The organism is Streptomyces sp. SID13726 (genome assembly GCF_010548375.1).
Taxonomy (GTDB): domain Bacteria; phylum Actinomycetota; class Actinomycetes; order Streptomycetales; family Streptomycetaceae; genus Streptomyces.
The window spans coordinates 55,828-80,157 of the sequence record NZ_JAAGLY010000019.1 but is presented as its reverse complement, the minus strand read 5'-3'; the positions used below and the strand labels follow the sequence as shown (position 1 = coordinate 80,157).

Genomic DNA, 24,330 nt, shown 5'->3' with positions numbered 1-24,330 from the left:
GTCCCGTTACATGTCGGCAGTTTTACAGAGGGGACGGCCCCGACTGACCCACGTCATTGCGATCCTGCAACGGGGGTGTTCAGGTTCTCACCCGTCGCGCTCGCTTGTACCAGGGCACTGGCTCTTCACGAGCGTATTGACTCGCATCGATCACAGGCAGTCGCTCATCCCTAGTTCGTGACAGGAAGTACGTCCGCACACCGGGGTCGAGCCGAAAAGCCAGTCGGGCAGCATCTTTCGTCTCGGCAAGACGCCAACCATCGGGGTTTCCCCTTCTAACTGGGGTGCCGTGGAGGTGCAACGTCCAACTGTCCGTCACTCCATTCTCCCGCATGTCGTCAATGTGGATGCGCAAAAAATCACCCGTATCGACCTCCTTCGATTCACCCCACAGTGCCCCCCACTGGGCAATCGACATTGCCCTCTGAACCGTGAGGTCGATTTTTGAGCCAGGGTCAATGCGAAAGGGTGCACGACTAGGGAAGGGTGCATTTAGGTCGAAGAAATCACCCTCGCATTCAACACGAACAGCCTGGTCGCTTCGATTCCGTATCACTAGATGTGCCACGAGTGCGAGATCCTGGATGGGACCCAATGAGAATTTATGTCTCGTCGCATCGACTGGCCTGTAGAAATATCCAGCTGGGTTTCTCTCATCTGCGGATGGAGGCCAATCAATTTCCTCTAGCTCCACTTCTACCGTTGGGGCACTTTGATCGAGTCGTGAACGGACAGCGTCCACAGCGACAGTCAAGGAAAGCTGCCGGGTCTCGGCAGCTTCATCGACGGCCTGCTTCGTTCGGCGTGCGAGCCAGGCGGTGGTAATGGCCAAGAACAGCGTGCCGCCACCAACGGCTATATCGGTCATCTCCTGCATTGTCACGTCTGCACCTTACCGACGCACGAGCCCGACGGCTGACGTTTTTGCTGATCTGCCAAAGGTGTTCTCCTCCGGGAGGCTCTGTCGCCGGGAGAAATCATAGCGAAGGAGAGGCCTACTCGCAGGCCTCTTCCAGAGCCGTAATCACAGCCGCAGAATTACCGTCGAAGACGACGTGCGGTTCGTTCGACTCAGGCGGTACGAAGCGAGTGCGATACCGCCGCAAGTCACTCTCCGAGAAGTAGATCGAGTTCGGATCATGCACATGGTCTTCGTTGCGCTTGTTGATCCTTGACCAGAGTTCGGCATGGCTCGCTTCGAGGTAGACCAGGAGCGGGGTGGCGCCGGCATCTATCGCGATGGTGCGCCACCGGGCACGGTCCTCGGGAGTCCAGAAGCCGTGATCGACTACGACGTCCCGCCCCGCCTGAAGCAGTTCGCCTAGCTCGACCGCCACGTCCTCAAGGACCGGGCGTTCGAGGGTGGGGAACGAGCCTCGTGGGAAGTCCACCCCGTACACGCCGTGCCTGCGATACATCTCCTCATCCGGGCACAGGCGCACGAACCCGCGATCGGTGAGGACTCGGGACAGCGTGGTCTTGCCGGAGCCGGGGAGTCCGGCCATGAGGACGCAGAACGGCGAACGTGTGGTCATCGGTCTCGCGAGGGTCTGGGAGATTGCAGAGATTTCGACTTCGGCTTCGGGTGTGAGCGTGCCGGTACGACGGGCAGTGAGTAGAGCATCCATCCGATCCTCCAGCACGCTCAAGAGCGTGTCGTCCAAGGTGGTCACGGGGAAACCTCCGATTCTGTCCGCCAGGTGCGACCAGGGCCGCCTAGGTCAACGCCGTATTCCACGACGTTGTTCTCGCTGTCGATGAACTTCGCGGTCATCACGACGACGGGTTCCGCAGATGGGTTCTCCGGGTCCAATTCCAAGTGTTGGGTGTCTTCCGTCGTGAGCAGGCGCGCTGACGCGGTGTCGATTCGATGACTGATCGGGAGGCCGGTTGCCGCGGCGATGAGCTGGAGTGAGGTTCCCCCGGTCAAACGTTGGCTCTCTGTCAACTGCGGGATCAGCTTCCCGTATCGAGCGGGGATCCAGGACGTGCTGTGTGCCACGATGCCGTGCCTGTCCCGGTACACACGACTCCGACGAATCACGTCGGAGCGAGGCTCGATGCCGAGAGCTTGCGCCACTTCCTGAGGCGCAGGGACCACGTCGGCTTTGTGTGAGTCGGACCGTTCGCCGGACCCCCAACTTGATCCAGTGCGGCGGCCCCGGTCCTGACGCTGAGATCCAGACGACATCGGGCCCGGCTGATCCAGGACTTCCGTTCCGATCCCATGGATGCCCCGAACCATGCCCTCGTTGCGCAGCTTGCGCAGCGCCTTCTCTGCCGTGGCCGTGCTCACGCTCCACTCTTCCGACAGGTTCTTGATGCTCGGCAGAAGCATCCCCGGCGGTAGCTGGCCGGACGTGATCAGCTCCGCGTAGTGCGCGGCAATCCTCGCGTACGGCGCCCGATTGTCGGCCTGACCAGCCATTTCTGCTGCCCCTTCGCGTTGGTTCCCTGAGGTTCCCTAGCTTACCGCTTGACACCGCAGGGAACCCTAGGGAACCTTAGGGATGTGTCCGCCGGTCGGAACAGTCGATCGGAAGGCGCTGCACCTTGATGCGCCCGTGCTCATGGCGGGCGGAGCCCGGAGGAAAGCCCGCAGGGGTCAGTACGAAGGCAGCGATCGTTCGTTGAGAATTCAATAGAGATTCAACTCTGACGGGCTACGAGTCCCGTCCCCCGAACGGCCGGGGTGATGGCCGTTGGCAGCCACTTCGTGGCAGGTGAACGTGTCCTGCCCTGTGCGTCAGCTCTGGAGAACACTCGCGCGGATCATCCCTTCCTTCCGGGAGGTCAGCCGCTCGTGGTGCCACCTGCTGCACGCTGCCCTGCTGGCGTCAGAGCAGTGACGATGACGCGCCCGACGTTCCCGGCTCGGGGCCGGTCCGCTGTGGCAACGGCGTACCGGCGAAAGCCGTGTCCCTGCGATTCGCGGGAGGTCGGCATGGGCCGACGACATACCAAGGCGCCGCCGCGATGGACCGGCCAGCGGCGCCCTCCTTTCTCCGGTCCGCCCTGGCTTCGCAGCGCATGACGCTGCGGCTGGCTGCCTCTCCCGCCCGTACCTCGTTCCGCGCTTGCGGCCGGGGGACGGACGGGAGCGCGGGGAGCCGGATCTTCCGACTTCAACGGCGTGAGCCCCCGGAGGTGCAACTCCGGGGGCTCTGTTCGGGCCGTTCACCTGTGAGAGGACCACGACCCTATGAACCCCATCGTGACTGTTCAGGATGCTGTTACTGCGTTCGCCGACTACATGGAGCCGACGGATGCGGAGCTGGACGCGATTGAGACCGAGATGCCGGTCATCCTCGCGGACATCGACCTGTTGGACGCGCACATCGCCACCCTCGACCGCACGCCGACCGAGATGGACGAGCGGCGTATCCGTCGGGCCCGCCGGCGGGCGTTGGCCGCGCGGGTGGAGCTGATCAACCACACGGTTACGGCGTCGGGGGTCGGGGCGTGACGGCGCGGACGTTCACTGCCCAGATGTCTGTGTTCAAGGGCCGGTGGCGCGTGTACGTGGTGCTGATGAACACCACAGACGCGTGGCCGGAGTTCGGCTTCGATCGGGCGCTGCCGGTGCCGACGTTCACGGAGCGTATGGAGGCGCTCAGCGTGCTCGGCTTCGAGCCGGTTCCGGGCGCTGAGTGGGCGTGGACCGAGGACAGTGAGGCCTACGGTGACCCTGCCTCGCCGGTCGTTCTGATCGCCGCGATGCGGGTGCGTTCATGGACGGGGGCGGGCGCGTGAACGCCGTTCAGATCCGTTCAGCGGAGCGCGCACTGTCCGTCGGCACCTGGCTGATCGTGGCGGGCGCGATGCTCTACTCGATTCTCACCGTCACGCCCCTCGCCGCCGCGCACACCCCGGACAAGTGGAAGTGGACCGCGCCGATCCTGCCGCTGGTGGTGGATGCCGCGGTGGTCATCGTGGTCCGCCTGGATGCGGTGCTGGCCCGGCTCGGGGGACACGGCGGGCGGTGGCCCATCGTGCTGCGTTGGATGACCGGCTGCATGACGCTCGCGCTCAACGTCGCCGACTCTGCGCTGCACAACGACCTGGTCGGAGTGGCCGTGCACGCGGTCGCACCGCTTCTGCTGATCGTCACTGCGGAAACCGGGCTCGCCTACCGGCGTGCGATCGCCGCCGCCGTGACCGAGTTGGAGAGTCGGCAGCAGGCGCAGCGCGAGGCCCGCGAGCGGGCGATTGGCGAGCGCCGCGAGACGGCCGCGCGGCTGGCTCGTGAGGAGCGCGAGCATGCCGCGCTGCTGGCGCGTGAACAGCGTGAACACGAAGCCCGCCTGATCCGCGAGCAGGCTGAGCGCGAGGAAGCCGCTCGCCGCGAGGAGCGCGAGCAGGCTGAGGCCCGTGAGCGGGTTGAGCGCCAGGCGCGTGAACGCGCTGAGCGCGAGCGTGAACAGCAGGAGCGGGAGCGTGAACGCCGTGAGCGCGAGGCCGCCATGCGGGACGCTCAGGAGCGGGCCGCGCGAGCGGAGAGTGAACGCCGTGAACAGGCGGAGCGCCAGGCCCGTGCCGAGCGTGAACGCGCCGTGCTGCTCGCCGCCGGGCCCGCCACGGAGAAGCTCCCCGAGGAGCAGGCGCGGGCGACCGTGCAGGCCGCGTTCGAGGCGGGGCTGTCGGTCCGGTCGGCTGCCGAGCTGTGCGGCTGGTCGGTGGGGTGGGTGTCCACCCGCTACCAGGAGTTCCGCGACGCCGGCCACTCCGCGTTCGAGGCTGACGGGGCGATGCTCTGATGCCGACCGCGTACGCGAAGTGCTTCGACCCGAACGGGGTCCGCTTCGGCATACCGACCTTCCCGTGGCGCATGGCCCCGGACGGCTTCGCCACCCGCCGCCAGCTCCGCACGAAGGGGTTACGGCCCGGCGGGCAGCCGATCGCCGCACAGGTCATGCGGATCAACCGCAAGGCGGGCTCGCCCCGGATCGCGTTCCTCTACCGCGAGGACTTGGCGCTGCCGGTGCGGCCGATGACCTCGCGCAAGTGGGGCGCGCTGGCGCTGGCGATGCTCGCCCGCCGCACCTGCCCGCGCTGCCGGCTCGACGTCGGCTACTGCATCCCCACCTCGCACGGCATCTGCGGTCTTTGCCTGGCCGCTGAAGAGGCCGTCTGACTTCTCGTTCCCCTGGAGTTTCGCTGTGACTGCTTCGACCAGCGGCGGCGGGGACACCGTCGCCTTCCACTACGTCCTGACCGTCCGCACCCGCTACGGCGATGTGGCGAGCGCGGACGGCATCGCCTACCTCGACCCCGCGGTGACCTCGCGCTCCCGGTTCTTCAAGGAGCTGTGCGAGCGCCTCACGCAGGAGATGGGCGTGGGCCGACTCGCGGTGACCTTCTTCGATATGCAGCGCGACGCGCTGTGACCTGCACAGCACCCCAACTTCCCCTGCTTTCAAGGAGTTTCGCTGTGTCCAGCCGTACCCGTACCCGCGGTGTCAAGACGGCCGCCGGGGTCCACACCGTCCGTATCCCGCATCAGCGCGGGCGCCGCTCGCAGCCGTTCCTGATCGTTGTTCCGGACCGGCCCTCGCTTGCCGGCGAGGTGTTCGGGTTCCTTGGGCGGGCGCTGTGGCGCTTCCGCGCCGCGCTCGCCCCGACCGGTTTCGCCGTGCTCGCGCTGGTCGTCACCGCGCTTTTGCACGTGCTGGGTTGGTGGTCGGGGCTGGTCCTCGCGCCGCTGGCCGTGGCCCCGCTGGTCTGGCTCGGTGTCATGCAGCACCGTCGCCCCGGTCACGGTTCCACGCTGGCCTGGCGCATCGCCCTGGCCGCGCTCGCCACGCTCACCGGCACGTGGGCGGCGCTGGCCGCGGGGTTCGGCCCGCTGGCCGGGCCGCTCGGGCTGGTCTGGCTCATCACCGTGATCGTTGCGCAGTCCGCGTGGCTGTTCGTCCGCCGCACCCACTAGCTGAGGAGAACCCCTGATGGCGCAGAACACCAGCGGTCGGACTGCGAGCGGACCGGTCAACGACCCCAAGACCAGCAAGTTCGCCAACGCGGGCGCCGCTGCCGGAGGTCTGATCGGCGCGATGGGCAGTTCGTTCGTCCCGCCGATCAACGTCACCGTCAACAACAACCGCACCACCGCTACGGCGGTCGGCAGCCGCGGACACATGGAAGCCCTGTTGCCCGCCCCGGAGTTCAACTCCCCGGCGCAGGTCCGCAACTACTGCAACTCGCTGCGAGCGGCGGGGGTGACCCTGTCCATCGAGGTGGCCATGGCCGCCGAGATCCTCAACGGGATTCTTGCCGCCGTTCCGGACCCGGACGGCAAGGCATTCGGCTCCCGCCTCCGCGCCAAGAGGGTGTCCTGGAAGCTTCAGCGGTCCGCGAACGCGCTGCGGGACGCCGCGAAGAACGCCGCGGCCTGCTACGCGACGTTCCAGCAGCAGTACGAGGAAGAGATCGAACGCGTCCGTCACCGCGCCCGCAAGCCGACACAGCCGGTCATGAACTGGGCTCAGCAGTAAGGAGGTTGGGCCATGGCCCGCGACACCAACATGAGCGCCCACTACCCCGACGGCGCGATGCCCGGCTACCTCGCACAGACGCACGGCGGACCGGAGAACGGCTCTATCCGCGCCTACCTCCTGCACCGCGCCAAGCCGCACCTGCCCCCGTGGCTTGGCTGGCTCGCGACCGGCGTGGCCGGAGCGCTCGGGCACGAGAAGTGGCCGGACAGCGGGGCGGCCGGCGTCGGCCTGACCCTTGCCTCCGTCACCCTGACCGGGGTGGCGTGGGCCGCGGGCAAGGGCATCAGCAAGCAGCGCCGCCTGCACTCCGCAGTCACCGTCGCCGCCGGATCGGCGTGGGTCACGGCCGCGTGCCTCGCGGGCCCGACGGCCGGGCCGATCGACGACCTGTTCCTCATGGGCGGCCCGGCGGTCGCGCTGTCGTGGAACGTGCGCATGGTCATGCGCCACAACCCCGACGGCGCCACCGGGAGTTCGGACGGGGGCCTGCTGGAGAAGGTCGGACTGGCGCGGGCGCAGATCGGCGCGGCGAAGGTGGAACCCAACCGGGTCACCGCGCCGATCGCGTTGCAGCCGGGCGAGCAGACCAATGACGACGTCGCCAAGGCCCTGGTCCGGATCGCGTCCGCGCTGGATCTGCCGACGTCCGCCGTGCGCTACACCCCCGACCCGGACTCCGTCCGCCGTGGCGAACTGGTCATCGTCCCCGAGGACATGCTGTCCCAGGTCGTCGAATGGGAGGGCCCCTCCAACCTTGGGGGCTCGATCGCCGATCCGCTGGTCATCGGCCGCTACGACGACGGCGCCCCGCTGCACCTGTGGCTGCCCGGTGACCCGGACGCGGGCCGCAACTCCACCCACGTCCTGATCGCAGGCGGCACCGGATCGGGCAAGGGCGACGCCGCGCTGAATCTCCAGACGGAGATCCTCTCCCGGCGGGACGTCATCGTCTGGTTCTCCGACCCCAAGGCGTTCCAGGACTTCGCCCCGCTGCGGCCGGGCCTGGACTGGGGTGTCGAGGGCGGCAGCCAGACCGAGGTTATGGTGGCCGCGGTCGAAGCCGTAATCCCGGCCCGCACCCGCTGGCTCGGCGCCCACGGCTACCGCCAGTGGGTACCCGCGGCAGCCCAGGTGCAGAACGATCCCGAGCACTCCTGCCGCGCCGACGGCCGCGCCTGCGGGTGCGCGGGGATGCCGTTCCTGGTGACCTGGTTCGAGGAGGCCGCCAACACCCTTCGCGCGCTCGGGGACGACACGTTCACCGGGATCGCTCAGGAAGCCCGCTCCGCGGGTATCTCCCTGATCGTCTCGTTGCAGCGGCCGTCCTACGACCAGATGTCCACCTCCACTCGCGCCTCCCTCCCGTCCGTGATCGCACTCGGCTGCGACCCGCGCGACGAAGGGTTCTCGCTGCCGGAGACGGTCATCGACGCGGGTGCCCACCCTGGCGCGTGGGGCAACCGCCGCCCCGGCTACTGCTACATGGTCAGCCCCGGCATCCCCGAGGACCGCTACGCGTCCCCGGGCCGTACCCGCCGCTTCACCACCCGTGCCGTGCCCGTCATGGAACAGCTCGCCGCGTGGGCGCAGCACAACGGTGCCACCGCCGACCCGATCACCGCCGGGGCCGCCTCCGGGGTCGCGGGCCGCGCCTACACCGGCCGCACCACCGACGAGACGGACACGGCGCCGCGGCCGGCTGGGCTGCGAACCGTGTCCGAGGAGGACGACATGGAGTACGGCGGACTGCTGATCGATCCGGAGGACGCGGGCATCGACCCCGAGGCGGAACTCCCCGAGGCGCAGGACGGCGACGACGCTCCGATCTTCGGGCAGGAAACCGGGCGCAAGCCCTCCCCGGAAGAGGCGCGGGAGCTGTTCGCCGACGCGCTGGCGGAGTTCGAGGAGATTGGGCAGATGGTCGTCGGCCCGAAGGACTTCACCGACTGGTGCGACCGGCACGGCCTGTCCCGCTCGTGGGTCTCCCTGCGCCTCAAGGAGGCCGCGCAGGACGGCCGACTGGACGCCACGAACACCACCGGTCGGTGGCGGATCGTTCCTGCCCTCACGGCCGCCTGACGCCCGTAACGCGTTACGCCTGCCTAACACCCAAACCCCTAGGCAGGCGCACGTGTTACCCGCCCTAACAGCGGCCGGTCACACCCCTTAACACCGTCACGTAACACCCGCCCGCGGGCCCGCCTCACACCCTGACGCGGGCCGGCGGATGTTCCCGAAGGGAGCCCTCGTGGCGCACCTCGAACGACGGCCCGCCCCCGTCGAACTCCACCACCCCGAGCCGCTCACCCCCTACGACCCCACCGCCGCGGCGGTCGAGTTGTACAGCGAGCGGGAAGCGGTGGTGTGGGTGCCCGACGCCTACGGACGCATGGTCCCCATGCCCAAACACCTCGCCCCGCCCCCCGTCCTCGCGACCCAACCGCGCGACCTGAGCCCGCTGCCCCTGCTCGACCCCGTGGCACAGCGCTTCATCGGCGCCGGGATCGGCGGCGGCGCGCTGTCCGCCGGCGCCGGCTACGGCATCGGCCAGATCATCAGCGCCGCCGCCGGATTCGGCTCCGGCGCCGCCATGTGGATCGCGCTCATCGTCCTCGCGCTGCGCATGCCCGCCCGCACCATCACCAGCGGCGCGAGCGGCAGCACGGTCCACATCCGCAAGGCCGTGATCAAGCGGAACAAGTTCTACGGCTGACCAGAGAGGCCAACCCCATGCGACTGCGTATCCGGGTCACCAACTGGCCCCGCCGCGCCCTCGCCATCGTCGACACGCCCCGCCCCGGCTGCTCGCTGTGCCACGGCGAGGGCGGGCACGGCTGGGACTCCGTCGACGCCGAGGGCGAATACGCCGGTACCGACTTCGAGTTCTGCACCTGCTGGAACCCCGACCTGAGCATCGTCCTGCTGCCCCTGCCCCGGTGGCTGCGCCGCACCCCGCCCGGCGGCTACAGCAACGAACCGCCCTTCTAGCTATGCCAAGGGCGGCCCCTCCCTCTCGCCAAAGAAGCGGGGCCGCCCTTGCCAACCAGTCACCCATAAAGGAACTGGAGACAACCAGCATGACCCATGACACCCGGTCCGCGCTGCTGTGCGCGGCACTGGAAGCCGCAGCCCGCGGCTGGCACGTCTTCCCGCTTCGGCCCAGCACCAAGCGGCCCGCCCTGCACGGCGAAGCCGCCTGCCCCCGAACCGGTGTCTGCGTGAGCGGCCACCGCAAGTGGGAAGAGCGCGCCACCACCGACCCCGACCGCATTCGCGCCACCTGGGAGCGGGCCCCGTACAACGTCGGGATCGCGACCGGCCCCTCCGGGCTGGTCGTCGTCGACCTCGACATGCCCAAGAACAAAAACCACAAGGGCAGTTCGGACGCGCCTAGCGGCGCGACGACCTTTGCAGCGCTCTGCGAGCGCACCGGACACCCCGTCCCCTCCACCTACCGGACCCGGACCGCGAGCGGCGGCGCACACCTGTACTTCGCCGCTCCGAACGGCATCCGCCTGCCCAACACGGCAGGCACGATCGGGGAGTTGGTAGACACCCGCGCGTGGGGCGGCTACGTCGTCGCCGCGGGCAGCATCACCCCCGCCGGACCGTACGAGACCCTCGGCCATACCCGCACCGCAGCCCCGCTGCCCGTGTGGCTGCTGTCGTTGCTCGAACCCGCGCCCGTACGGCCAGCCGCGCCGATCCGGCTCCCGGCGGTCAGTGGCGACCGGGCGGCACTGGCCGCGCTGGAAGCCGAGTGCGCCAAGGTCACGGCCGCGCCGGAGTCGCAGCGCAACATCACCCTCAACCGCTGCGCCTTCAAGGTGGGGCGTTTCGTCGCATGGGGCGACCTCCCCCGCCACGTGGTGGAGGACGCCTTCCAAGCGGCGGGAAAGGGGCGCGGACTCACCGCTGCGGAGTGCCGCTCCACCATCCGCAGCGCCCTCGACAGCTCCCTCCGCAAAGCCCGGCCACGGGAGGCGGCATGAGCGCCCCACCGCGCCCCCGCTTGGAAGGCCAACCCGCCACCTCGACCGGCCCCCGCGACGCCGGACCGGCCCTGCTGAGGGGGACCGCGGGCGCCCGAAGGGTCGTCGCCGGAGGCGTCCTTTCATCCCTTCGTTCGAACCCGCCACAGGGCGATGGACGGTTCCCCGTGGCGTGGCTGCGCATCACCGCCCCGCGCGGCGCCACCCCCACGGCCACCTCCAAGTGCCTGTGCGGTCGTGACCGCAGCGCGGTCGGCCACGGCAAGGTGCTCGCCCTGATCAGCGACCACGAAGCCCACCGCGACGAATGCCCGCTCCGCACCACCCCGGAAGGGAGGGCCGCCGCATGACCCCCACCATCGACGGGGCCGCACTGCTCGACGAGGTGGAAGCCTTCCACCGCCGCTTCAACGTCTTCCCCCACGAAGCCGCCTACGTCGCTGTGACCCTGTGGGACGCACACGCCCACCTCTTGGACGCGTTCGACTCCACCCCCCGCCTCGCGTTCCTCTCCCCGGAACCCGGCTCCGGCAAGTCCCGGGCGCTGGAAGTGGTGGAAAGCCTCGTGCCGCGCGCCATGGCGGCCGTGGACGCCTCCGCCGCCGCCCTGTTCCGCTCCGTGTCCGGAGTCGACGGCGGCCGGCCCACGATCCTCTTCGACGAGATCGACACCATCTTCGGGCCCAAGGCCGGAGAGAACGAGCAGCTCCGCGGGTTCATCAACGCCGGCCACGCGCGCGGACGCCCGATGTACCGGTGCGTCGGCGACGGCTCCAACCAGCAGGTACAGGGCTTCCCCTCGTACTGCGCGGTCGCGGTCGCCGGGCTCGGCTCACTGCCCGACACGATCATGACCCGGTCCGTCATCGTCCGCATGCGCCGCCGGGCCCGCAACGAGGTCGTCGAACAGTGGCGCACCCGCATCAACGTGCGCGAGGGCAACCAGCTCCGCGACCACCTCGCCAAGTGGGCCGAAAGCGTGCAGGAACAGGTCACGGACACGTTCCCCGAGATGCCGGACGGGGTTACCGACCGGCCGGCGGACGTGTGGGAACCCCTGATCGCGATCGCCGATGCGGCGGGCGGGGAGTGGCCGCGGCGGGCGCGGGAAGCCTGCCTGGTCATGGTCAAGGCATCGCAGGCCAACGACAAGGGCAGCATCGGCATCCGCCTGCTCACCGACCTCCGCGACCACGTGATGATCGGCATCGACCGCCTGCCCACTGTCGCCATCCTCGACCGGCTCAACGCCCTCGACGACGCCCCGTGGGCCGACTTCAACGGCAAGCCCCTCGACTCCCGGCGGCTGTCCCGGATGCTCTCCGAGTACGTCACCGCCGACGGAGATCCCATCTCGCCCCGCAACATCAAGACCGGCGGGAGCGTCCTCAAGGGCTATCACGCCACCGATCTGCACGACGCCTGGCAGCGCTACTGCCCCCCGCCCCCGGAGAATCCGCTACCTCCGCTACCGGGCACCGAAAACACGGACTGACCAGCGGTTTTGGGGTAGCGGCAAGCGTCGCTGCGTGCCGCTACCCCAACGCTACCCATCCGCTACCGCTACCCCTATCCGCTACCTCCGGCAGGCCCCTGACCTGCGAGGTAGCGGAGGTAGCGGAAGTAGCGGCCCTCAGAAGGGGGCTGATGGGCCCCGTTCCTCACCCCGAGACGCAGGGACGACGTCATGAAGAAGTACCTGACGACTGCGGAAGTCGCCGAGCGCTACCGCACGTCGCCCTCAACCGTCCGCTACTGGCGATATGCCGAAACCGGCCCGCGGTGCTTCATCCGGCGCGGTCGACATGTTCTGTACGACGCCGAAGCGCTCGACAGGTACGACGCTGAGGAGATCGGAGCCCGAAGCGCAGCATGAGCCGAAACAGCGACGCCCCCACGTCATCGCTAACTCCGCTTGCTCCAAGGGGGACTGATGGCTGAGGTGTACGACCGTTGGCACCTGTCCCGACCGCCAGCTGACGCTGAGCCGTGTGAGACGCATAGCACCAAGACACAGACGGTGTATCCCAGTGGCGACCACGCCACAGGGAAGCGGTGGCAGGTGCGTTACCGAGACCTGTCCGGCAAGCAGTGCAAGGAGAACTTCGAGAAGAAGACGGCTGCGGAATCTCGGGCCGCCAAGGTAAAGGCCGAACTCGACAACGGCACGTTCGTGAACCGCGAGTTGGGCAAGCAGAAGTTCCGGGACATCGCTGAACGTTGGCGGGAGACGGCTATTCACCGCGAGCGGACCGAGACGAACGTTGAGCGGGCCCTGCGGCTGCACATTTACCCAACATTCGGCAGTCGAGAGATCGGCCGGATTCAGCGGGCGGACGGGCAGAGGTGGATCAAAGACAGGTCTGAGGTCATCGCTCCGTCGACCTTCGCGACGCCCTGGAACGTGTGCACCAGCATCCTGAAGATGGCCCACCAAGAGGGGATCATCCCGAAGTACCCGTGGGAGGGCCTGAAGCCACCCGAGGTCTTCTATCCGGAGATTCACCCGCTGCATCCGGAGGCAGTGAAGGCGCTGATCGTGACCGCGTCTCCGAGGTACCGCGCCTTGGTGAGGCAGGCTGCCTCAACGGGACCGCGGCAGGGTGAGTTGTTCGGGCTGGAAGACGAAGAGCCATCCGAGACCCTGACTGTTAAGCAGCAACTGATCGGTCCTGACAAAGGGGTGCCGTACCTCGGGGAGCCGAAGACCAAGCAGAGCTACCGGTCTGTTCCTCAAGGACGTTCGGTCGTGGAAGACATCACACGGCACCGTGAGGAATTCCCACCGCAGGTCGTCTACATCGAGGATCGGACGAACCCGAGAAAGCCCGTGTGGCGTCATGCTCGTTTGCTGTACACCAGCGCGACGGGCGGAGCGATCCGGCGCGGTAGCTGGGCGAAGGTGTGGGCCCGCAACGTCAAGCGAGCGAACGCCTACTTGGAGAAGTCCGGCAGCAAGGTTCGTGTCCCCGAGGACACGACCCTTCACGATCTGCGGCACTTCTACGCTTCGGTCCTGATCAAGAACGGGGCGACACCGAAGCAGGTGCAGATGAGGCTGGGTCACGCCAAGCCATCGATCACGCTGAACGTCTACACCCACCTGTGGGAGGCGGAGGCAGACCGAACTGCCGACATGATGGAGGCAGTTCTGAGCGATGTGCCCTGACCGTGCCCTCTGACGTCCCGGTATGGTCGACTTCCCAGGTGAGGGAGTCGGCCATACACCCTGTGCGGGGGTGCCGCCCTCTCGTGCATGATCGGTGGACGCACCCGTGCGTGATCGATGGACGCAGACGAAAGGGGCTCTTGATGCCCGAGGTTTCCCCGTACGAGGATCCCGCGGTCCCGGAGCCGACGGAGACGGGTTTTCCGTACCCCACCCCTGTGCCCGCGTCCTACGCGTCCCGGACACCACGGGCGGGGTCGTCCCCGTTCGGCGCTCACGCCGCGGTCTACATCGCCGCCGGCGCGACTCTCCTGCCGTTCTTGCAGGCGCTCGCCGGCGCGGTGGGCACCAGGGTCGGAGAACGGCTGGACGACGCGGCCCGCGGTGCTCTCCGGCGGCTCCTGCGGCGGGAGTTGGAGGAGGGAGCGCCCGGCGAGAGCGGTCCTGCCCCCAGGTTTCTGACCACCCAGGGCGGCACACGGATCCGGCTCGACGCCGACCTGCCGGAGGAGGCGCTCCCGCAACTGCTCACCATGGCCTTCGGGCCGCTGGAGGAAGGTGATCCCGATGCCCCGGCCCTCGTCCGGTGGACGTCGGCGGGATGGCTCGCGACCGTCGCCGACTCCGGCCAACTCCACGACCTGAACTGGGACTTCGGGCGGTCGGAGTGGGTGGGGTCGACGGCGTCGCCGGCCTCGCAGTGAACCGGGCGGCGGCACTCCTCGCAGGGGTGCCGCCGCCTTCGGCTGCCCGCGTCAGCGCGTGGTCGCCCGGCGCCGACGTGACGACGCCACCAGCGCGCCGCCGGTGAGCAGGACGGCGGAGCCCGCGGCGGCGAGGTAGACGGTGGTGTCGCCGCCGCCACCGGTCTCGGCGAGGTCGCGGTCCTCGGCCTTGGCCTCGCCCTGGGACTTGTCCCGCTCGCCCGCGACCGCCGACTCGTCGTCGTGGGCCACGAAGTCCGCGGGCGGCCGGTCGCAGCCGATGCCGTCGCCGTCCCGGTCGAGGTGCTTGCCGTAGTGCTCGTCGCCCTCGGGGATGTTCGCGTAGCCGGCCGCGTACGCCTCGGTGCAGTTGGCGAACGGGTGGTCCCCGTCGTGGGCCGAGGCGGCGCCCGGCAGCACGGCGAGGGCCAGCTCGACGCCGACGATGGCGCCGGGCTTGCGGAGCTGATTCACAGCGGGTCCTTCCGGGTTCGTTCATGGTGATATCCGTGCGCGTGATCAAGAAGTGGCGATCGGCCGGATATGAGGTGACGAACCTAGTGCGGTGCCCATGTCGTGTCGGAGATATGAAGGACCCGTGATGCGAACGTGACGTGACCGGACGGTAGCTCTCCGCAAGCTTCCGGGTGGCTCAACTGTCGCAGGCCACGCCGTCGTTGTCCCGGTCCAGGTGTGAGGCGTACCCCGGCTCGCCGCGGTGGATCGGCGCGGCACCCGCGGCGCGGGCCTCGCTGCAGTTGGCGTAGTAGGTGCTGTCGGAGCCCGAGTCGTCCTCGGTCCCCGAGTCCGCAGCCTCGGCCTGTGCCGTGACGGTCCGGGTCACCTTGACCGTCTTCGTCGCGGTCACCGTGGGCGCCGGTTCCGGGTCCGCCGTCGGTGTCGCGGTGGCGGTCGCCGTCGTCGTCACGGTCACGGTCGGCCGCGGTGCGGCGGCGGCCGCCTTCGCGTCGTTCGTCGTCTTGTCCTGGTCGCCCGCGCCTATCCCGACGCCGATGAACAGGGCCAGCGCGAGGGTGGGCAGGACGTACCGCTTCCGGGCCCACTTGGGGGCGGGTCCGGAAGCGGGCGGCTGCGGCGGCTGCCACGGCGGCACGGGCTGGGTGTTGTACGGGTTGGCCATCTCGTCCCCCTGGAGCTGTTGCGTGAGGGGAAGACCGTACGGCCGGTACGGCAGTTATGGAGGTGAAGTGTTCATTCCGTGACTATCAGGTGTCGTATGCCGTCATGACCGGAACGGCCCCGTCACCTCGTACGTGATCCCGCCCGACGAACTCCCGCTGGTGCCCCGCTGGCTGGAGAAGTACAGCCGCGTCCCGTCGGGGGAGAAGGCCGGGCCGGTGATCTCCGACCCGCTCTGGCCGTCGACGCGCAGGAACGGGGCGACCACGTCGGCCGGGGTGATCACGCAGATCTCCATGGTGCCGCCGTCCTCGGCGACGAAGAGGTCGCCCGAGTCGGACCCGGTGATGTTGTCGACACCGGTCAGTGGGGCGGTGCCGCCGCTGACGAGGGAGTCGTCGTACGCCAACTCATAGGTGTTCGCCGTGAGGTTGAGCTGCCAGACCCGGTTGTCGCCCTTCGTCGTGAACCAGACCGTGTCGTCGGCGTAGTGGCAACCCTCCCCGCCGTTGAAGGACTTGGAGCCGGAGACCTGGGTGCGGGTGGAGGTGGGGGAGCCGTCCGGGTCGGGGACGTTCGCCCAGCTGAAGGTACCCGAGGTGGCGCTCCCGGCGACCAGGACCTGGAGGGTGCCTGCGGACAGGTCGCCCCAACTCGTGGGCACGAAACGGTAGAAGCGGCCGTTCGTCTCGTCCTCCGTCAGATAGACCACCTGCCGCACCGGGTCCGCGGCGGCGGCCTCGTGCTTGAAGCGCCCCATCGCGGGCCGCTGCACCGCCGCGTTCGTTCCCCACGGATCGGTCTCGTGGACGAAGCCCCGGTCCACCTCCTCGCAGGACAGCCAGGTGTTCCAAGGGGTCTTCCCGCCCGCGCAGTTCTGCCGGGTCCCGGACAGCACGCGGTACGCCGACGTGATCGCGCCGGACGACGAGAACCGCACCGCGCTCGCCCCGCCGGAGGGGTTGATCTCCGAGTTGGAGACATAGATCCAGCCCGTGCCGTTCGGGTAACAGGCCCCGCCGTCAGGGGCGTTGTGCCAGGTGTACGACGTCCCGGTGACCGTCTGCCCGGACCGGGCGATCACTCGGCTGCTGAACCCGGCGGGCAGCCTGATCCCGTTGGCGTCGGGGGACCCGAGCGCCCCGTAGGGCCCGCTGCCGGGCTGGGCCGGTGCGGCGAAGGCGGCGCCACGCCACAGGGTTCCGCCGAGCGCGGCGGACGAACCGCCGACGACGGCCGCACGCAGGAGGGTACGACGTTCCACGCTTGCTCCAAGGGTGAGTCGTGACCGACCCGGCGCCGGGGCTCGGCGACGGGGTCGTGCGCTGACGGACCCTAAAGCTGTGGGATGGCTGTGTCATGGCCAAGTCATGAATCGGTCAAGTCGTGTGCTGGGACTGCGGTCGGCGGGACTGTGGTCGGCGGGTTCGCGGTCGGCGGGTTCGCGGTGTCCAGGCCCGCGGTCGCTGCGCCTACGCCCGCACCACCGGCACCTCCCTGCGCCGCCCGCTCGGCCTCCCCGGGGGCCGTCCGCCCGTCGCTCCCGATGCCGACGTCGATGTTGACGCCGACCGCAGCCGGACCACCGCGTCCAGGCCGCCCGTCGCCGCCGCACGCAGGCTCGCCTCGCCGCCGCTCGCGTGCGCCAGGCGCTGGACCAGGGCGAGGCCCAGGCCGGTGCCGCCCTTGGGGGCGCCCGGCGCGCGCCAGAAGCGGTCGAAGGCGCGGGCGCGCTGGTCGGCCGTCATGCCGGAGCCCTCGTCGGTGACGTGCAGGTCGACCCAGCTGGGGCGGAGGCCGCGGCGGGCCGGGGTGTGCGGGCGGAGCTCGACGGTCACCGTGCTGCCGGCCGGCGAGGCGCGCAGCGCGTTGGAGAGCAGGTTGTCCAGGATCTGCTCCACGGCGCCCGGGAGGGCGAGCACCGGGCCCCCGCCGCCCGCGAACAGCACCAGGGAGACGCCCTGTCGGCCGAAGAGCGGCAGCCAGGTGCGGTGCCGTTCCGCGCAGACCTCGCCGACGTCGAGCAGGACCGGTGTCGCCGCGTGCTCCTCCAGCCGGGCCATCGCCAGCAGGCCCTCCACCATGCGGGCGAGCCGGTCGGTCTCGGTCACTGCGGCGGTCAGGCTGCCCCGGCCGCGCGCGGACACGTTCGGCTCCAGGTTCTCCAGCCGCAGCCGCAGTGCCGCCAGCGGAGTCTTGAGCTGGTGCGAGGCCTCGCCCGCGAACGCACGCTGTGCGTCGAGGAGATGGGCGAGCCGGGCCGCCGTACGGTTGAACGCGGCGGCCAGGCTGCGGACTTCCGGCGGACCCTTGGTCACCGTCACCGGGGTGGCACGGCCGCCGTCCGCCAACTCATGCGTGGCCCGCTCCAGTTCACGGATGGGGCGGCCGGTCCAGCGGGCGATGCCGAAGCCGACCAGGGTGACCGCCGTGAGGACGCCGAGCCCGCCGAGGGCGAGCAGCAGCCACACGTGGTGGACGCGTTCGTGCACCATCCGGGTGGGGACGGTCAGCCACACCGCCCCCTGGGTGACGTGTCCCAGGGGTGCGGCGACCGACAGATACTCGACCCCGCCGATCGTCGAGGTGCGCACGTCCGCCGAGGAGGCGCCCCGCAGCGCCGCCGCGATGCCCGGGCGGGAGGCCAGTGACCGGGACACCTCCGCGGACAGCGGGTGCGAGGTGGCGAGCAGTGCGCCCGCCCCGTCCACGACCACGACCTTCCCGCCGATGCGCGCCGCGCAGTGGGCCACCCGCTCGGGCAGGTCCCGCTCGGCGCGGCCGGTCTCCAGCGTGAGCGCCGCGTATGCGGAGACCGACTCGGCCTCGTCCCGTGCCGCGCCCACCACCCGCTCCCGCTCGCTGCGCGAGTAGACGAACCCCAGCGGGATCTCCAGGCAGAGCAGCACCAGGGCGGCCAGGGTGAGATAGCTGAGCAGGATCCGGCGGGTCATGCCGGACCGTCCGGCCCGGTGTGCACCGCGAGGCGGAAGCCGACCCCGCGCAGGGTCTGGATCCAGGCCGGGTGCCCCAACTTCCTGCGCAGCGAGGCCACATGGACGTCCAGCGTCTTGGTCGGGCCCTCGTAGAACGGGTCCCAGACCCGGTCCAGGATCTGCTGCCGGGAGTACACCGCGCCCGGGTCCTCGGTGAGCAGCGCCAGCAGGTCGAACTCCTTCGGGGTGAGCGGGACCTGGCACTCGCCGACCCAGACCTGGCGGGTGCGGCGGTCCACGGCGAGCGGCCCGGGCTCGTGTACCTGGGCCGGCGCCGGCGTCGGCACGGGTGCCGCGAAGGGCGCCGTCAGGGGTGCCGTCATGGGCGCGCCCTGCGGGACCTCCTGGCTGCGCCGGGTCCGCCGGGTCACCGCCCGCACCCGGGCCACCAACTCCCGTACGCTGAACGGCTTCGCCAGATAGTCATCGGCCCCCAGCTCCAGACCCAGCACCCGGTCGGCCTCCTCCCCGCGCGCGCTGAGGATCACGATCGGCACGTCGGAGACCTCGCGGATGCCCCGGCAGACGTCGATGCCGTCCATGTCCGGCAACCCCAGGTCCAGGAGCACGACATCGCCGTACGGCGCTCTCAACCCCTCGGTCCCGGTGGTCACGTGATCGACCGTCAGGCCGAAGTGTGCGAGGCCCTCGGCCAGCGGTTCGGCGATCGTCTCGTCGTCCTCGATGAGCAGCACGCGCAGGCCCATAAGCCGTATCTCTCCCACCCGAATTCATATTCTCCGCCCTGTGCCCGACACGCTACAAGAAGCGGGCTTCCGGCGGGGGCCGGGAAAAAGAATGTCCTGCTCCTGGCCGTGCTCTGGCCCGGCTTTAACCTTCCTCTGTGAGTTGCCCCTCTACGGTGGTGCCAACTGGTTGAACTGCCAGCTCAGGAGGCACCTTTGAAGGCATTGCTGGATCGCGCGCGCTCGTTCGGGCGGCGGGTGGATTTCGAGAGCGTCGAATACCGGAAACTGGCCGAGGGGCAATATCCCGAGGCACTCTTCATCACCTGCTCGGACTCGCGGGTCATTCCCGCACTCATCACCGGCGCCCGGCCCGGTGAGATATTCGAGCTGCGCAACGCGGGCAATATCGTGCCGTCGTACGGACAGCACGCGGCCGGTGGTGAGGCCGCCACCATCGAGTACGCGCTGGAGGTGCTCGGGGTTCAGGACGTGGTCGTGTGCGGTCACTCACACTGCGGTGCGATGGGGGCGCTGCGGTCCGGCGACGACCTGACCGCGCTGCCCGGGGTGGACGCCTGGCTGGGCCTGGCCCGCCCGTCCCTGGCACCCGTCCTCACCGACACGCCCGCGCTGTCCGACGTCGTCCAGAGCAACGTCGTCAACCAGCTTGCCGCGCTGCGGAGTTACCCGGTGGTGCGGCAGCGGCTCGACACGGACCGGCTGCGGCTGCACGGCTGGTACTACGAGATCGACACCGGGCGGGTGCAGGAACTCGACGACGACGGCCGCTTCCGGGTGCACGCCGCATGAGCGGGGCGCACGCACGAGGGCGAGGGGACCGGGCCGCGCCGAAGGCCCGCAGGGGGCCGAGGAGTTCGGAGGCATTCCCGACGCGTTCGGAGGCATCCCTGCCACGTTCGGAGGCATCACCGACGCCCAAGGTTCCCAAGAGCGACCTCGCCACCGAGATCACCGCCTCCCTCGTCGTCTTCCTCGTCGCGCTGCCGCTCTGCATCGGGGTCGCCGTCGCCTCCGGGGTGCCGGCCGAACTGGGGATCATCTCCGGGGTGATCGGCGGGCTCGTGGTCGGTGCGGTGCGGGGCAGCACCCTCCAGGTCAGCGGCCCCGCCGCGGGACTCGCCGCACTCGTCGCGGAGACGGTCGCCGAGCACGGGGTGGCCATGCTCGGGGTGATCGTCCTGGGCTCGGGGATCCTCCAGATCGTGCTCGGCGTCGTACGGCTCGGGCGGATGTTCCAGGCCATCTCGATCGCCGTCGTCCAGGGCATGCTGGCCGGGATCGGGCTGCCGCTGATGTTCAGCCAGCTCTATCCGATGGCCGACGACAAGGCGCCCGGCACGCCGGTCGAGAACATGGCCGGGGTCCCCGGGCTGCTCGCGGACGTCCTCGCCGACCGGCAGGCGATGACCGCGCTGCTCCTCGGGATCGTCACCGTCGTCCTGAGCTTCGTGTGGAAGAAGGCGCCGGGGCCGGTCAGGAAGGTCCCGGCCGCGCTGGTCGCCGTGGGGATCGGGATCGCGGTCGCCGCGCTGCCCGGCGTCGAGGTGAAGACCCTCCAGGTCGGCAACCTGCTCGCGGCCGTACAGGTGCCCGGCGCCGAGCAGTTCGCGGGTCTCGCCGACGCGGCGATCATCACGTCGATCCTGACGTTCACGGTCATCGCCTCGGCGGAGAGCCTGTTCACCGCGGCCGCCGTGGACCGGATGCACAGCGGCCCGCGCACCCGCTACAACACCGAACTCGTCGCCCAGGGCGCCGGGAACACGATCGCCGGCATCCTCGGCGCGCTCCCCGTCACGGCCGTGGTCGCCCGCAGTTCGGCCAACGTCCAGGCCGGCGCCAGGACCCGGCTCTCCCGCACCCTGCACGGCCTGTGGCTACTCGCCTTCGCACTGCTGCTGCCGCAGGTCCTCGCGCTGATCCCGATCTCGGTGCTCGCCGGGGTCCTGGTGCACAGCGGCTGGAAGCTGCTCGCGCCGGGGGAGTTCCCGAAGATGTGGCGCCAGGACCGGGGCGAGTTCGTCGTGATGACGGTGACCACGCTGGTCATCGTGGCGACCGCGCTGCTGGAGGGCGTGCTCGTGGGCCTGGCCGCGGGGATCGTGCTGGCCGCGCTGCGGATGTCCCAGACCGTGATCCGGCAGCACGTCGAGGACGACACCGCGAAGGTCGTCATGGCCGGCAACGCGACCTTCCTGCGCCTCCCGAACGTCATCGAGGCCCTCGAATCCGCCGCCGCCTCCGGCAAGCCCCGCATCCGCCTCGACCTCACCGCCGTGACCCACCTCGACCACGCCTGCCGCAACCAGGTCGAGGAGTTCACGGCCCAGCAGCGGGGGAGGGGGCTGCGGGTGGAACTGCTCATGCCGGGACCGGGGTTGACGGCGGCGGCACCACACGCGGACGCGAGCAGGACGACGGCTACGACGGTTACGGCGGTTACGGCGACGGTCGGGGACCGGACCTTCGACCCGACGGACAAGTGGCACGATGCCTCCCGCACCCCCGGAACCCCCAGTACCCGCACCCCCGGAACCACCCGTACCCGCACCCCCGACCTCTCCGGCGCCGAGATGTTCGCGGGGGAGCCGGGGCCCGGAGCCGAATGGTTCTACCTGGACACCCGGCCCGTTCCGGACGATTACGCGCCGCGCTCCCCGCTCGTAGGCTGAGCCCCACCCCAACGGCGGAGGGAGCCCGGTCATGTCCGGCTGGAACGAGAAGGCCGTCCCCGACCAGAGCGGGCGGATCGCCGTCGTCACCGGGGCCAACAGCGGTATCGGGTACGTGACCGCGCGGGAACTGGCCCGCAAGGGCGCCCGCGTGGTGCTCGCCTGCCGCAGCGAGGCGCGCGGTGTCGGGGCCCGGGACCGGCTGGTCACCGAAGTCCCGGGCGCGGACGTGGAGTTCGCCCGCCTGGACCTCGCGGACCTCGCCTCCGTACGGGAGTTCGCGACGGCGTACCCGTACGACCGCCTCGACCTGCTGGTCAACAACGCGGGCGTGATGGCGCTGCCGTACGGGACGACGGTGGACGGCTTCGAGACGCAGTTCGGCGTCAACCACCTGGGGCACTTCGCGCTGACCGGCCTGCTGCTGCCCACGCTCCTGACGACACCCGCCGCCCGCGTCGTGACCGTGTCCAGCCCGGCGCACCTGCTGGCCGACATCGACATCGACGACCTCAACAGCGAGCGCCGCTACCGCCGTTGGATCGCCTACGCCCGCTCCAAGAGCGCCAACCTGCTCTTCGTCCACGAACTCGCGCACAGGCTCGGGGCACACGGCTCGGACGTGATCGCGGCGGCGGCCCACCCCGGGTACGCGGACACCAACCTCCAGACCGCGGGCCCGAGGATGGCGGGGCGCAGGGCGTCCGAACGCTTCATGCGGACCGGCAACCGCTTCTTCGCGAAGTCCGCGGAGACAGGAGCCCTCCCCACCCTCTACGCGGCCACGGCCCCCGAGGTGACCCCGGACTCCTTCACCGGCCCTTTCCTCACCGCCCTGCGCGGCACACCGGGCCCCGCCCTGCGAGCACCCTGGACCCGCGACGACCGCGCGGCACAACGCCTTTGGGCCGCCTCGGAGGAGTTCACGGGGGTGTCGTACGACATGCTGAAGACCTGACTCAGGCCACGGCCCCGCACCAGCACCATCCGGGCCGGCGTCAACGGGGGCCAGTTCGGCCGCCGTGCCGAATCCCGCAGCGGATCAGGCAGTTGTTCCTGACCGCGCCGCCGGAACAGCTCCAGGGCCGGCAGGAATGTGTACGCCGGTCAACGGCCCCGGCCACGGCGCCGGTGCAGTCCGGAGCCGCCCTGGAAGGCCGTGGGGCCGGGGGGCTGAAGGGGCAGGGCGGCGCCGAGGACGATGTTCGGAACGGTCCGGTTCCTGCCGCCCGCGGAGTCCTGCCGCAGGATGCCGCCCGTCACGCCGGGGGCCGGATCGTCCCGTCGGCCGGTGGCGGACGCGGTGTCGGTCCTCGTCCCGAGACCCTCGACGGCACCGCCCACCCCCGTCCGGCTCGGCGGCTCGGCGGGACGGGGGCGCAGGGGCGGCGAGGAATGGCGCGAGGACACCGAGTACGGGATCGGGTGCACCTCCGCCAGCGGCAGGGTGCCGCCGGGTGCGCCCGGACAGCACGGCGCGGTCAGGCTCTCCCGGCCCCACGACCCCATGGCCTTGACCTGCGAGTTGTACGCGGCCCCCAACTGTTCCATCACGACGGCCGCTTCGAGATCGCGCTGCTCGGCGGCGGACCGCCCGCCCTGGTCGCCGTTCAGCAGATCCTCGGCGTTCACCTTGCCCGTCCGGTCCGCGCTGATCCGCGCCCGGCCGGCCGGGGCGTCGTCGGCCGGGGCCATCGCGTCGATGTGGGTCTTGTACTCCTGCAAGGCGTTCGCGGCGCCCCGAAGGGCGATGGAGAGATACCTGGCGTGCTCGGCGGTGTCGGCGATCTTGTCGCGGAAGCGCTCCACCTCCGCGAGGAACGCCTCGGCCGCTTCGCCGTGCCAGGACCTCATGAGCCGGGTGACGATGGCGTCGAGCGCGCCGAGCGCACCGCCGTCCTCTCCGCCGACGAGGTCCGCGCGGAACGCGTCCCAGCCGTGGCTGACGGCCCGGGCCTGCTCCGGGTCGGCGTACACGACCATCGCCTTCATCTGCGTCAGACTCCGGGCCGCGAAGGCGGTGGAGTGCCTGCTGGCGTAGCGCCGGCCCGGCGGCAGGTAGTCGTACTCCTTCTCTGCCATGCAGCTGTGCCTAGTACTCCGCGTCTTCGTAGGCGTCCCGTGTCCACTTCAGCTTGTGGGCGAGTTCTTCGGCGAAGACACGGAGATGGGCGGAGACGTCTTCCACGTAGGTTTTCACCGCTGCCTGTCCGGCGTACAGCTCGTACACCTCGTCGAATCCCGTTCCGAGCGACTCACGGGCCAGTCCGGTTTCGTAGTGCGCCCTCGATTCGGCCTTTTCCAGGCGCCGGATGAGGTCGTACAGCTGACGGAGTGCCAAATCCATCTCGTCCAGGTCGACTTGATAGCGCTGCACGGCCAATGAGGCCCCCCATCGTCCAGGTCTCGTGTGGCGGAAGACTACTAGTCTTTTGACCTTTCATTGCGGCGAG

The 24,330-nt window shown here is 69.9% G+C and carries 29 protein-coding genes; 19 read left to right on the top strand and 10 right to left on the bottom strand.

What is annotated here, in order from left to right:
• Nucleotides 1–79 precede the first annotated feature (79 nt).
• The 3 genes from G3I78_RS35620 to G3I78_RS35610 all read right to left on the bottom strand — a co-directional run bounded on the left by G3I78_RS35620 (nt 80) and on the right by G3I78_RS35610 (nt 2,428).
• Entirely contained in the window at nt 80–883 is an 804-nt protein-coding gene (locus tag G3I78_RS35620) for a hypothetical protein (RefSeq protein ID WP_164432447.1), read from the bottom strand.
• A gap of 112 nt (nt 884–995) precedes the next feature.
• Nucleotides 996–1,673, bottom strand: coding sequence for an ATP-binding protein (locus G3I78_RS35615; protein ID WP_164432445.1), 678 nt, complete (start codon nt 1,671–1,673; stop codon nt 996–998).
• Nucleotides 1,670–2,428 carry a GntR family transcriptional regulator gene (locus G3I78_RS35610; RefSeq protein WP_164432443.1) on the bottom strand — a complete coding sequence of 253 codons (759 nt, stop codon included), beginning with the start codon at nt 2,426–2,428 and terminating at the stop codon, nt 1,670–1,672. The genes G3I78_RS35615 and G3I78_RS35610 overlap by 4 nt, the downstream gene beginning before the upstream one ends.
• Before the next feature lie 774 nt (nt 2,429–3,202).
• On the opposite strand from G3I78_RS35610, the gene G3I78_RS35605 reads away from it, so the two are divergent.
• The 16 genes from G3I78_RS35605 to G3I78_RS35530 all read left to right on the top strand — a co-directional run bounded on the left by G3I78_RS35605 (nt 3,203) and on the right by G3I78_RS35530 (nt 14,359).
• On the top strand, nt 3,203–3,466 hold the full coding sequence (locus G3I78_RS35605) for a DUF6284 family protein (RefSeq protein WP_164432441.1): 264 nt from the start codon (nt 3,203–3,205) through the stop codon (nt 3,464–3,466).
• Entirely contained in the window at nt 3,463–3,753 is a 291-nt protein-coding gene (locus tag G3I78_RS35600; RefSeq protein ID WP_343243943.1) for a DUF6303 family protein, read from the top strand. The genes G3I78_RS35605 and G3I78_RS35600 overlap by 4 nt, the downstream gene beginning before the upstream one ends.
• Nucleotides 3,750–4,757 carry a DUF2637 domain-containing protein gene (locus G3I78_RS35595; protein WP_164432597.1) on the top strand — a complete coding sequence of 336 codons (1,008 nt, stop codon included), beginning with the start codon at nt 3,750–3,752 and terminating at the stop codon, nt 4,755–4,757. The genes G3I78_RS35600 and G3I78_RS35595 overlap by 4 nt, the downstream gene beginning before the upstream one ends.
• Nucleotides 4,757–5,134, top strand: coding sequence for an RRQRL motif-containing zinc-binding protein (locus G3I78_RS35590; protein WP_164432439.1), 378 nt, complete (start codon nt 4,757–4,759; stop codon nt 5,132–5,134). Before G3I78_RS35595 ends, G3I78_RS35590 begins: the two co-directional genes overlap by 1 nt.
• 25 nt (nt 5,135–5,159) lie before the next feature.
• The gene (locus G3I78_RS35585; protein WP_164432437.1) at nt 5,160–5,387 is read left to right on the top strand and encodes a hypothetical protein; all 228 of its coding nucleotides are present in this window, start codon (nt 5,160–5,162) and stop codon (nt 5,385–5,387) included.
• Nucleotides 5,388–5,431: 44 nt separating this feature from the next.
• A complete protein-coding gene (locus G3I78_RS35580; protein WP_164432435.1) occupies nt 5,432–5,929 on the top strand; it encodes a hypothetical protein in 498 nt (165 codons plus the stop codon).
• A 16-nt stretch (nt 5,930–5,945) separates the two neighbouring features.
• Nucleotides 5,946–6,491, top strand: a complete 546-nt coding sequence (traA, locus tag G3I78_RS35575; RefSeq protein WP_164432433.1) for a plasmid transfer protein TraA — start codon at nt 5,946–5,948, stop codon at nt 6,489–6,491.
• A gap of 57 nt (nt 6,492–6,548) precedes the next feature.
• Complete coding sequence (gene traB / locus G3I78_RS35570; protein ID WP_203615966.1) at nt 6,549–8,573, top strand: plasmid transfer protein TraB; 2,025 nt, start codon at nt 6,549–6,551, stop codon at nt 8,571–8,573.
• A gap of 169 nt (nt 8,574–8,742) precedes the next feature.
• A complete protein-coding gene (locus G3I78_RS35565; RefSeq protein ID WP_343243942.1) occupies nt 8,743–9,207 on the top strand; it encodes a hypothetical protein in 465 nt (154 codons plus the stop codon).
• Nucleotides 9,208–9,224: 17 nt separating this feature from the next.
• On the top strand, nt 9,225–9,482 hold the full coding sequence (locus G3I78_RS35560; RefSeq protein ID WP_164432427.1) for a hypothetical protein: 258 nt from the start codon (nt 9,225–9,227) through the stop codon (nt 9,480–9,482).
• 89 nt (nt 9,483–9,571) lie between these two features.
• On the top strand, nt 9,572–10,486 hold the full coding sequence (locus tag G3I78_RS35555) for a bifunctional DNA primase/polymerase (protein WP_164432425.1): 915 nt from the start codon (nt 9,572–9,574) through the stop codon (nt 10,484–10,486).
• A gap of 167 nt (nt 10,487–10,653) precedes the next feature.
• The gene (locus G3I78_RS35550; RefSeq protein ID WP_164432423.1) at nt 10,654–10,836 is read left to right on the top strand and encodes a hypothetical protein; all 183 of its coding nucleotides are present in this window, start codon (nt 10,654–10,656) and stop codon (nt 10,834–10,836) included.
• Complete coding sequence (locus tag G3I78_RS35545) at nt 10,833–11,981, top strand: DUF3631 domain-containing protein (RefSeq protein ID WP_164432421.1); 1,149 nt, start codon at nt 10,833–10,835, stop codon at nt 11,979–11,981. Before G3I78_RS35550 ends, G3I78_RS35545 begins: the two co-directional genes overlap by 4 nt.
• Before the next feature lie 192 nt (nt 11,982–12,173).
• Entirely contained in the window at nt 12,174–12,362 is a 189-nt protein-coding gene (locus G3I78_RS35540) for a helix-turn-helix domain-containing protein (RefSeq protein WP_164432419.1), read from the top strand.
• Between the two features lie 57 nt (nt 12,363–12,419).
• Entirely contained in the window at nt 12,420–13,655 is a 1,236-nt protein-coding gene (locus G3I78_RS35535) for a site-specific integrase (RefSeq protein ID WP_164432417.1), read from the top strand.
• Between the two features lie 143 nt (nt 13,656–13,798).
• Nucleotides 13,799–14,359: a hypothetical protein gene (locus G3I78_RS35530; protein ID WP_164432415.1), complete on the top strand. Its 561-nt coding sequence runs from the start codon at nt 13,799–13,801 to the stop codon at nt 14,357–14,359.
• Nucleotides 14,360–14,410: 51 nt separating this feature from the next.
• Here the strand turns inward: G3I78_RS35530 and G3I78_RS35525 are convergent, their stop codons facing one another.
• The 5 genes from G3I78_RS35525 to G3I78_RS35505 form a co-directional block, all read right to left on the bottom strand.
• On the bottom strand, nt 14,411–14,833 hold the full coding sequence (locus G3I78_RS35525; protein ID WP_164432413.1) for an excalibur calcium-binding domain-containing protein: 423 nt from the start codon (nt 14,831–14,833) through the stop codon (nt 14,411–14,413).
• A 178-nt stretch (nt 14,834–15,011) separates the two neighbouring features.
• The gene (locus G3I78_RS35520; protein WP_164432411.1) at nt 15,012–15,500 is read right to left on the bottom strand and encodes an excalibur calcium-binding domain-containing protein; all 489 of its coding nucleotides are present in this window, start codon (nt 15,498–15,500) and stop codon (nt 15,012–15,014) included.
• 102 nt (nt 15,501–15,602) lie between these two features.
• Entirely contained in the window at nt 15,603–16,763 is a 1,161-nt protein-coding gene (locus G3I78_RS35515) for an alkaline phosphatase PhoX (RefSeq protein WP_164432409.1), read from the bottom strand.
• 208 nt (nt 16,764–16,971) lie between these two features.
• Nucleotides 16,972–18,453, bottom strand: a complete 1,482-nt coding sequence (locus tag G3I78_RS35510; protein ID WP_164432407.1) for a HAMP domain-containing sensor histidine kinase — start codon at nt 18,451–18,453, stop codon at nt 16,972–16,974.
• Entirely contained in the window at nt 18,450–19,202 is a 753-nt protein-coding gene (locus tag G3I78_RS35505) for a response regulator transcription factor (RefSeq protein ID WP_203615963.1), read from the bottom strand. The genes G3I78_RS35510 and G3I78_RS35505 overlap by 4 nt, the downstream gene beginning before the upstream one ends.
• Before the next feature lie 195 nt (nt 19,203–19,397).
• Between G3I78_RS35505 and G3I78_RS35500 the strand changes: the two genes are divergently transcribed.
• Genes G3I78_RS35500 through G3I78_RS35490 form a run of 3 tightly spaced genes read left to right on the top strand, consistent with a single transcriptional unit; the run spans nt 19,398 to nt 22,835 of the window.
• Nucleotides 19,398–19,994: a carbonic anhydrase gene (locus G3I78_RS35500; protein ID WP_164432405.1), complete on the top strand. Its 597-nt coding sequence runs from the start codon at nt 19,398–19,400 to the stop codon at nt 19,992–19,994.
• Complete coding sequence (locus G3I78_RS35495; protein WP_164432403.1) at nt 19,991–21,877, top strand: SulP family inorganic anion transporter; 1,887 nt, start codon at nt 19,991–19,993, stop codon at nt 21,875–21,877. Before G3I78_RS35500 ends, G3I78_RS35495 begins: the two co-directional genes overlap by 4 nt.
• A 31-nt stretch (nt 21,878–21,908) precedes the next feature.
• A complete protein-coding gene (locus G3I78_RS35490) occupies nt 21,909–22,835 on the top strand; it encodes an oxidoreductase (RefSeq protein ID WP_164432401.1) in 927 nt (308 codons plus the stop codon).
• A 149-nt stretch (nt 22,836–22,984) separates the two neighbouring features.
• On the opposite strand, the gene G3I78_RS35485 is transcribed toward G3I78_RS35490, so the two are convergent.
• Nucleotides 22,985–23,959 (bottom strand): WXG100 family type VII secretion target, encoded by a 975-nt coding sequence (locus tag G3I78_RS35485; protein WP_164432399.1) that lies wholly within the window; start codon nt 23,957–23,959, stop codon nt 22,985–22,987.
• Nucleotides 23,960–23,969: 10 nt separating this feature from the next.
• Nucleotides 23,970–24,254: a hypothetical protein gene (locus G3I78_RS35480; RefSeq protein WP_164432397.1), complete on the bottom strand. Its 285-nt coding sequence runs from the start codon at nt 24,252–24,254 to the stop codon at nt 23,970–23,972.
• Between the last annotated feature and the right edge of the window lie 76 nt (nt 24,255–24,330).

What these genes read in the sequence shown, in the direction of transcription:
- G3I78_RS35540 (WP_164432419.1), top strand. Translation starts at nt 12,174, where the DNA reads ATGAAGAAGTACCTGACGACTGCGGAAGTCGCCGAGCGCTACCGCACG.
- G3I78_RS35555 (WP_164432425.1), top strand. Translation starts at nt 9,572, where the DNA reads ATGACCCATGACACCCGGTCCGCGCTGCTGTGCGCGGCACTGGAAGCC.
- G3I78_RS35510 (WP_164432407.1), bottom strand. Translation starts at nt 18,453, where the DNA reads ATGACCCGCCGGATCCTGCTCAGCTATCTCACCCTGGCCGCCCTGGTG.
- traB (WP_203615966.1), top strand. Translation starts at nt 6,549, where the DNA reads ATGCCCGGCTACCTCGCACAGACGCACGGCGGACCGGAGAACGGCTCT.
- G3I78_RS35535 (WP_164432417.1), top strand. Translation starts at nt 12,420, where the DNA reads ATGGCTGAGGTGTACGACCGTTGGCACCTGTCCCGACCGCCAGCTGAC.
- G3I78_RS35505 (WP_203615963.1), bottom strand. Translation starts at nt 19,202, where the DNA reads ATGGGCCTGCGCGTGCTGCTCATCGAGGACGACGAGACGATCGCCGAA.
- G3I78_RS35490 (WP_164432401.1), top strand. Translation starts at nt 21,909, where the DNA reads ATGTCCGGCTGGAACGAGAAGGCCGTCCCCGACCAGAGCGGGCGGATC.
- G3I78_RS35560 (WP_164432427.1), top strand. Translation starts at nt 9,225, where the DNA reads ATGCGACTGCGTATCCGGGTCACCAACTGGCCCCGCCGCGCCCTCGCC.
- G3I78_RS35610 (WP_164432443.1), bottom strand. Translation starts at nt 2,428, where the DNA reads ATGGCTGGTCAGGCCGACAATCGGGCGCCGTACGCGAGGATTGCCGCG.
- G3I78_RS35545 (WP_164432421.1), top strand. Translation starts at nt 10,833, where the DNA reads ATGACCCCCACCATCGACGGGGCCGCACTGCTCGACGAGGTGGAAGCC.
- G3I78_RS35495 (WP_164432403.1), top strand. Translation starts at nt 19,991, where the DNA reads ATGAGCGGGGCGCACGCACGAGGGCGAGGGGACCGGGCCGCGCCGAAG.
- G3I78_RS35520 (WP_164432411.1), bottom strand. Translation starts at nt 15,500, where the DNA reads ATGGCCAACCCGTACAACACCCAGCCCGTGCCGCCGTGGCAGCCGCCG.
- G3I78_RS35530 (WP_164432415.1), top strand. Translation starts at nt 13,799, where the DNA reads ATGCCCGAGGTTTCCCCGTACGAGGATCCCGCGGTCCCGGAGCCGACG.
- G3I78_RS35590 (WP_164432439.1), top strand. Translation starts at nt 4,757, where the DNA reads ATGCCGACCGCGTACGCGAAGTGCTTCGACCCGAACGGGGTCCGCTTC.
- G3I78_RS35485 (WP_164432399.1), bottom strand. Translation starts at nt 23,959, where the DNA reads ATGGCAGAGAAGGAGTACGACTACCTGCCGCCGGGCCGGCGCTACGCC.
- G3I78_RS35605 (WP_164432441.1), top strand. Translation starts at nt 3,203, where the DNA reads ATGAACCCCATCGTGACTGTTCAGGATGCTGTTACTGCGTTCGCCGAC.
- traA (WP_164432433.1), top strand. Translation starts at nt 5,946, where the DNA reads ATGGCGCAGAACACCAGCGGTCGGACTGCGAGCGGACCGGTCAACGAC.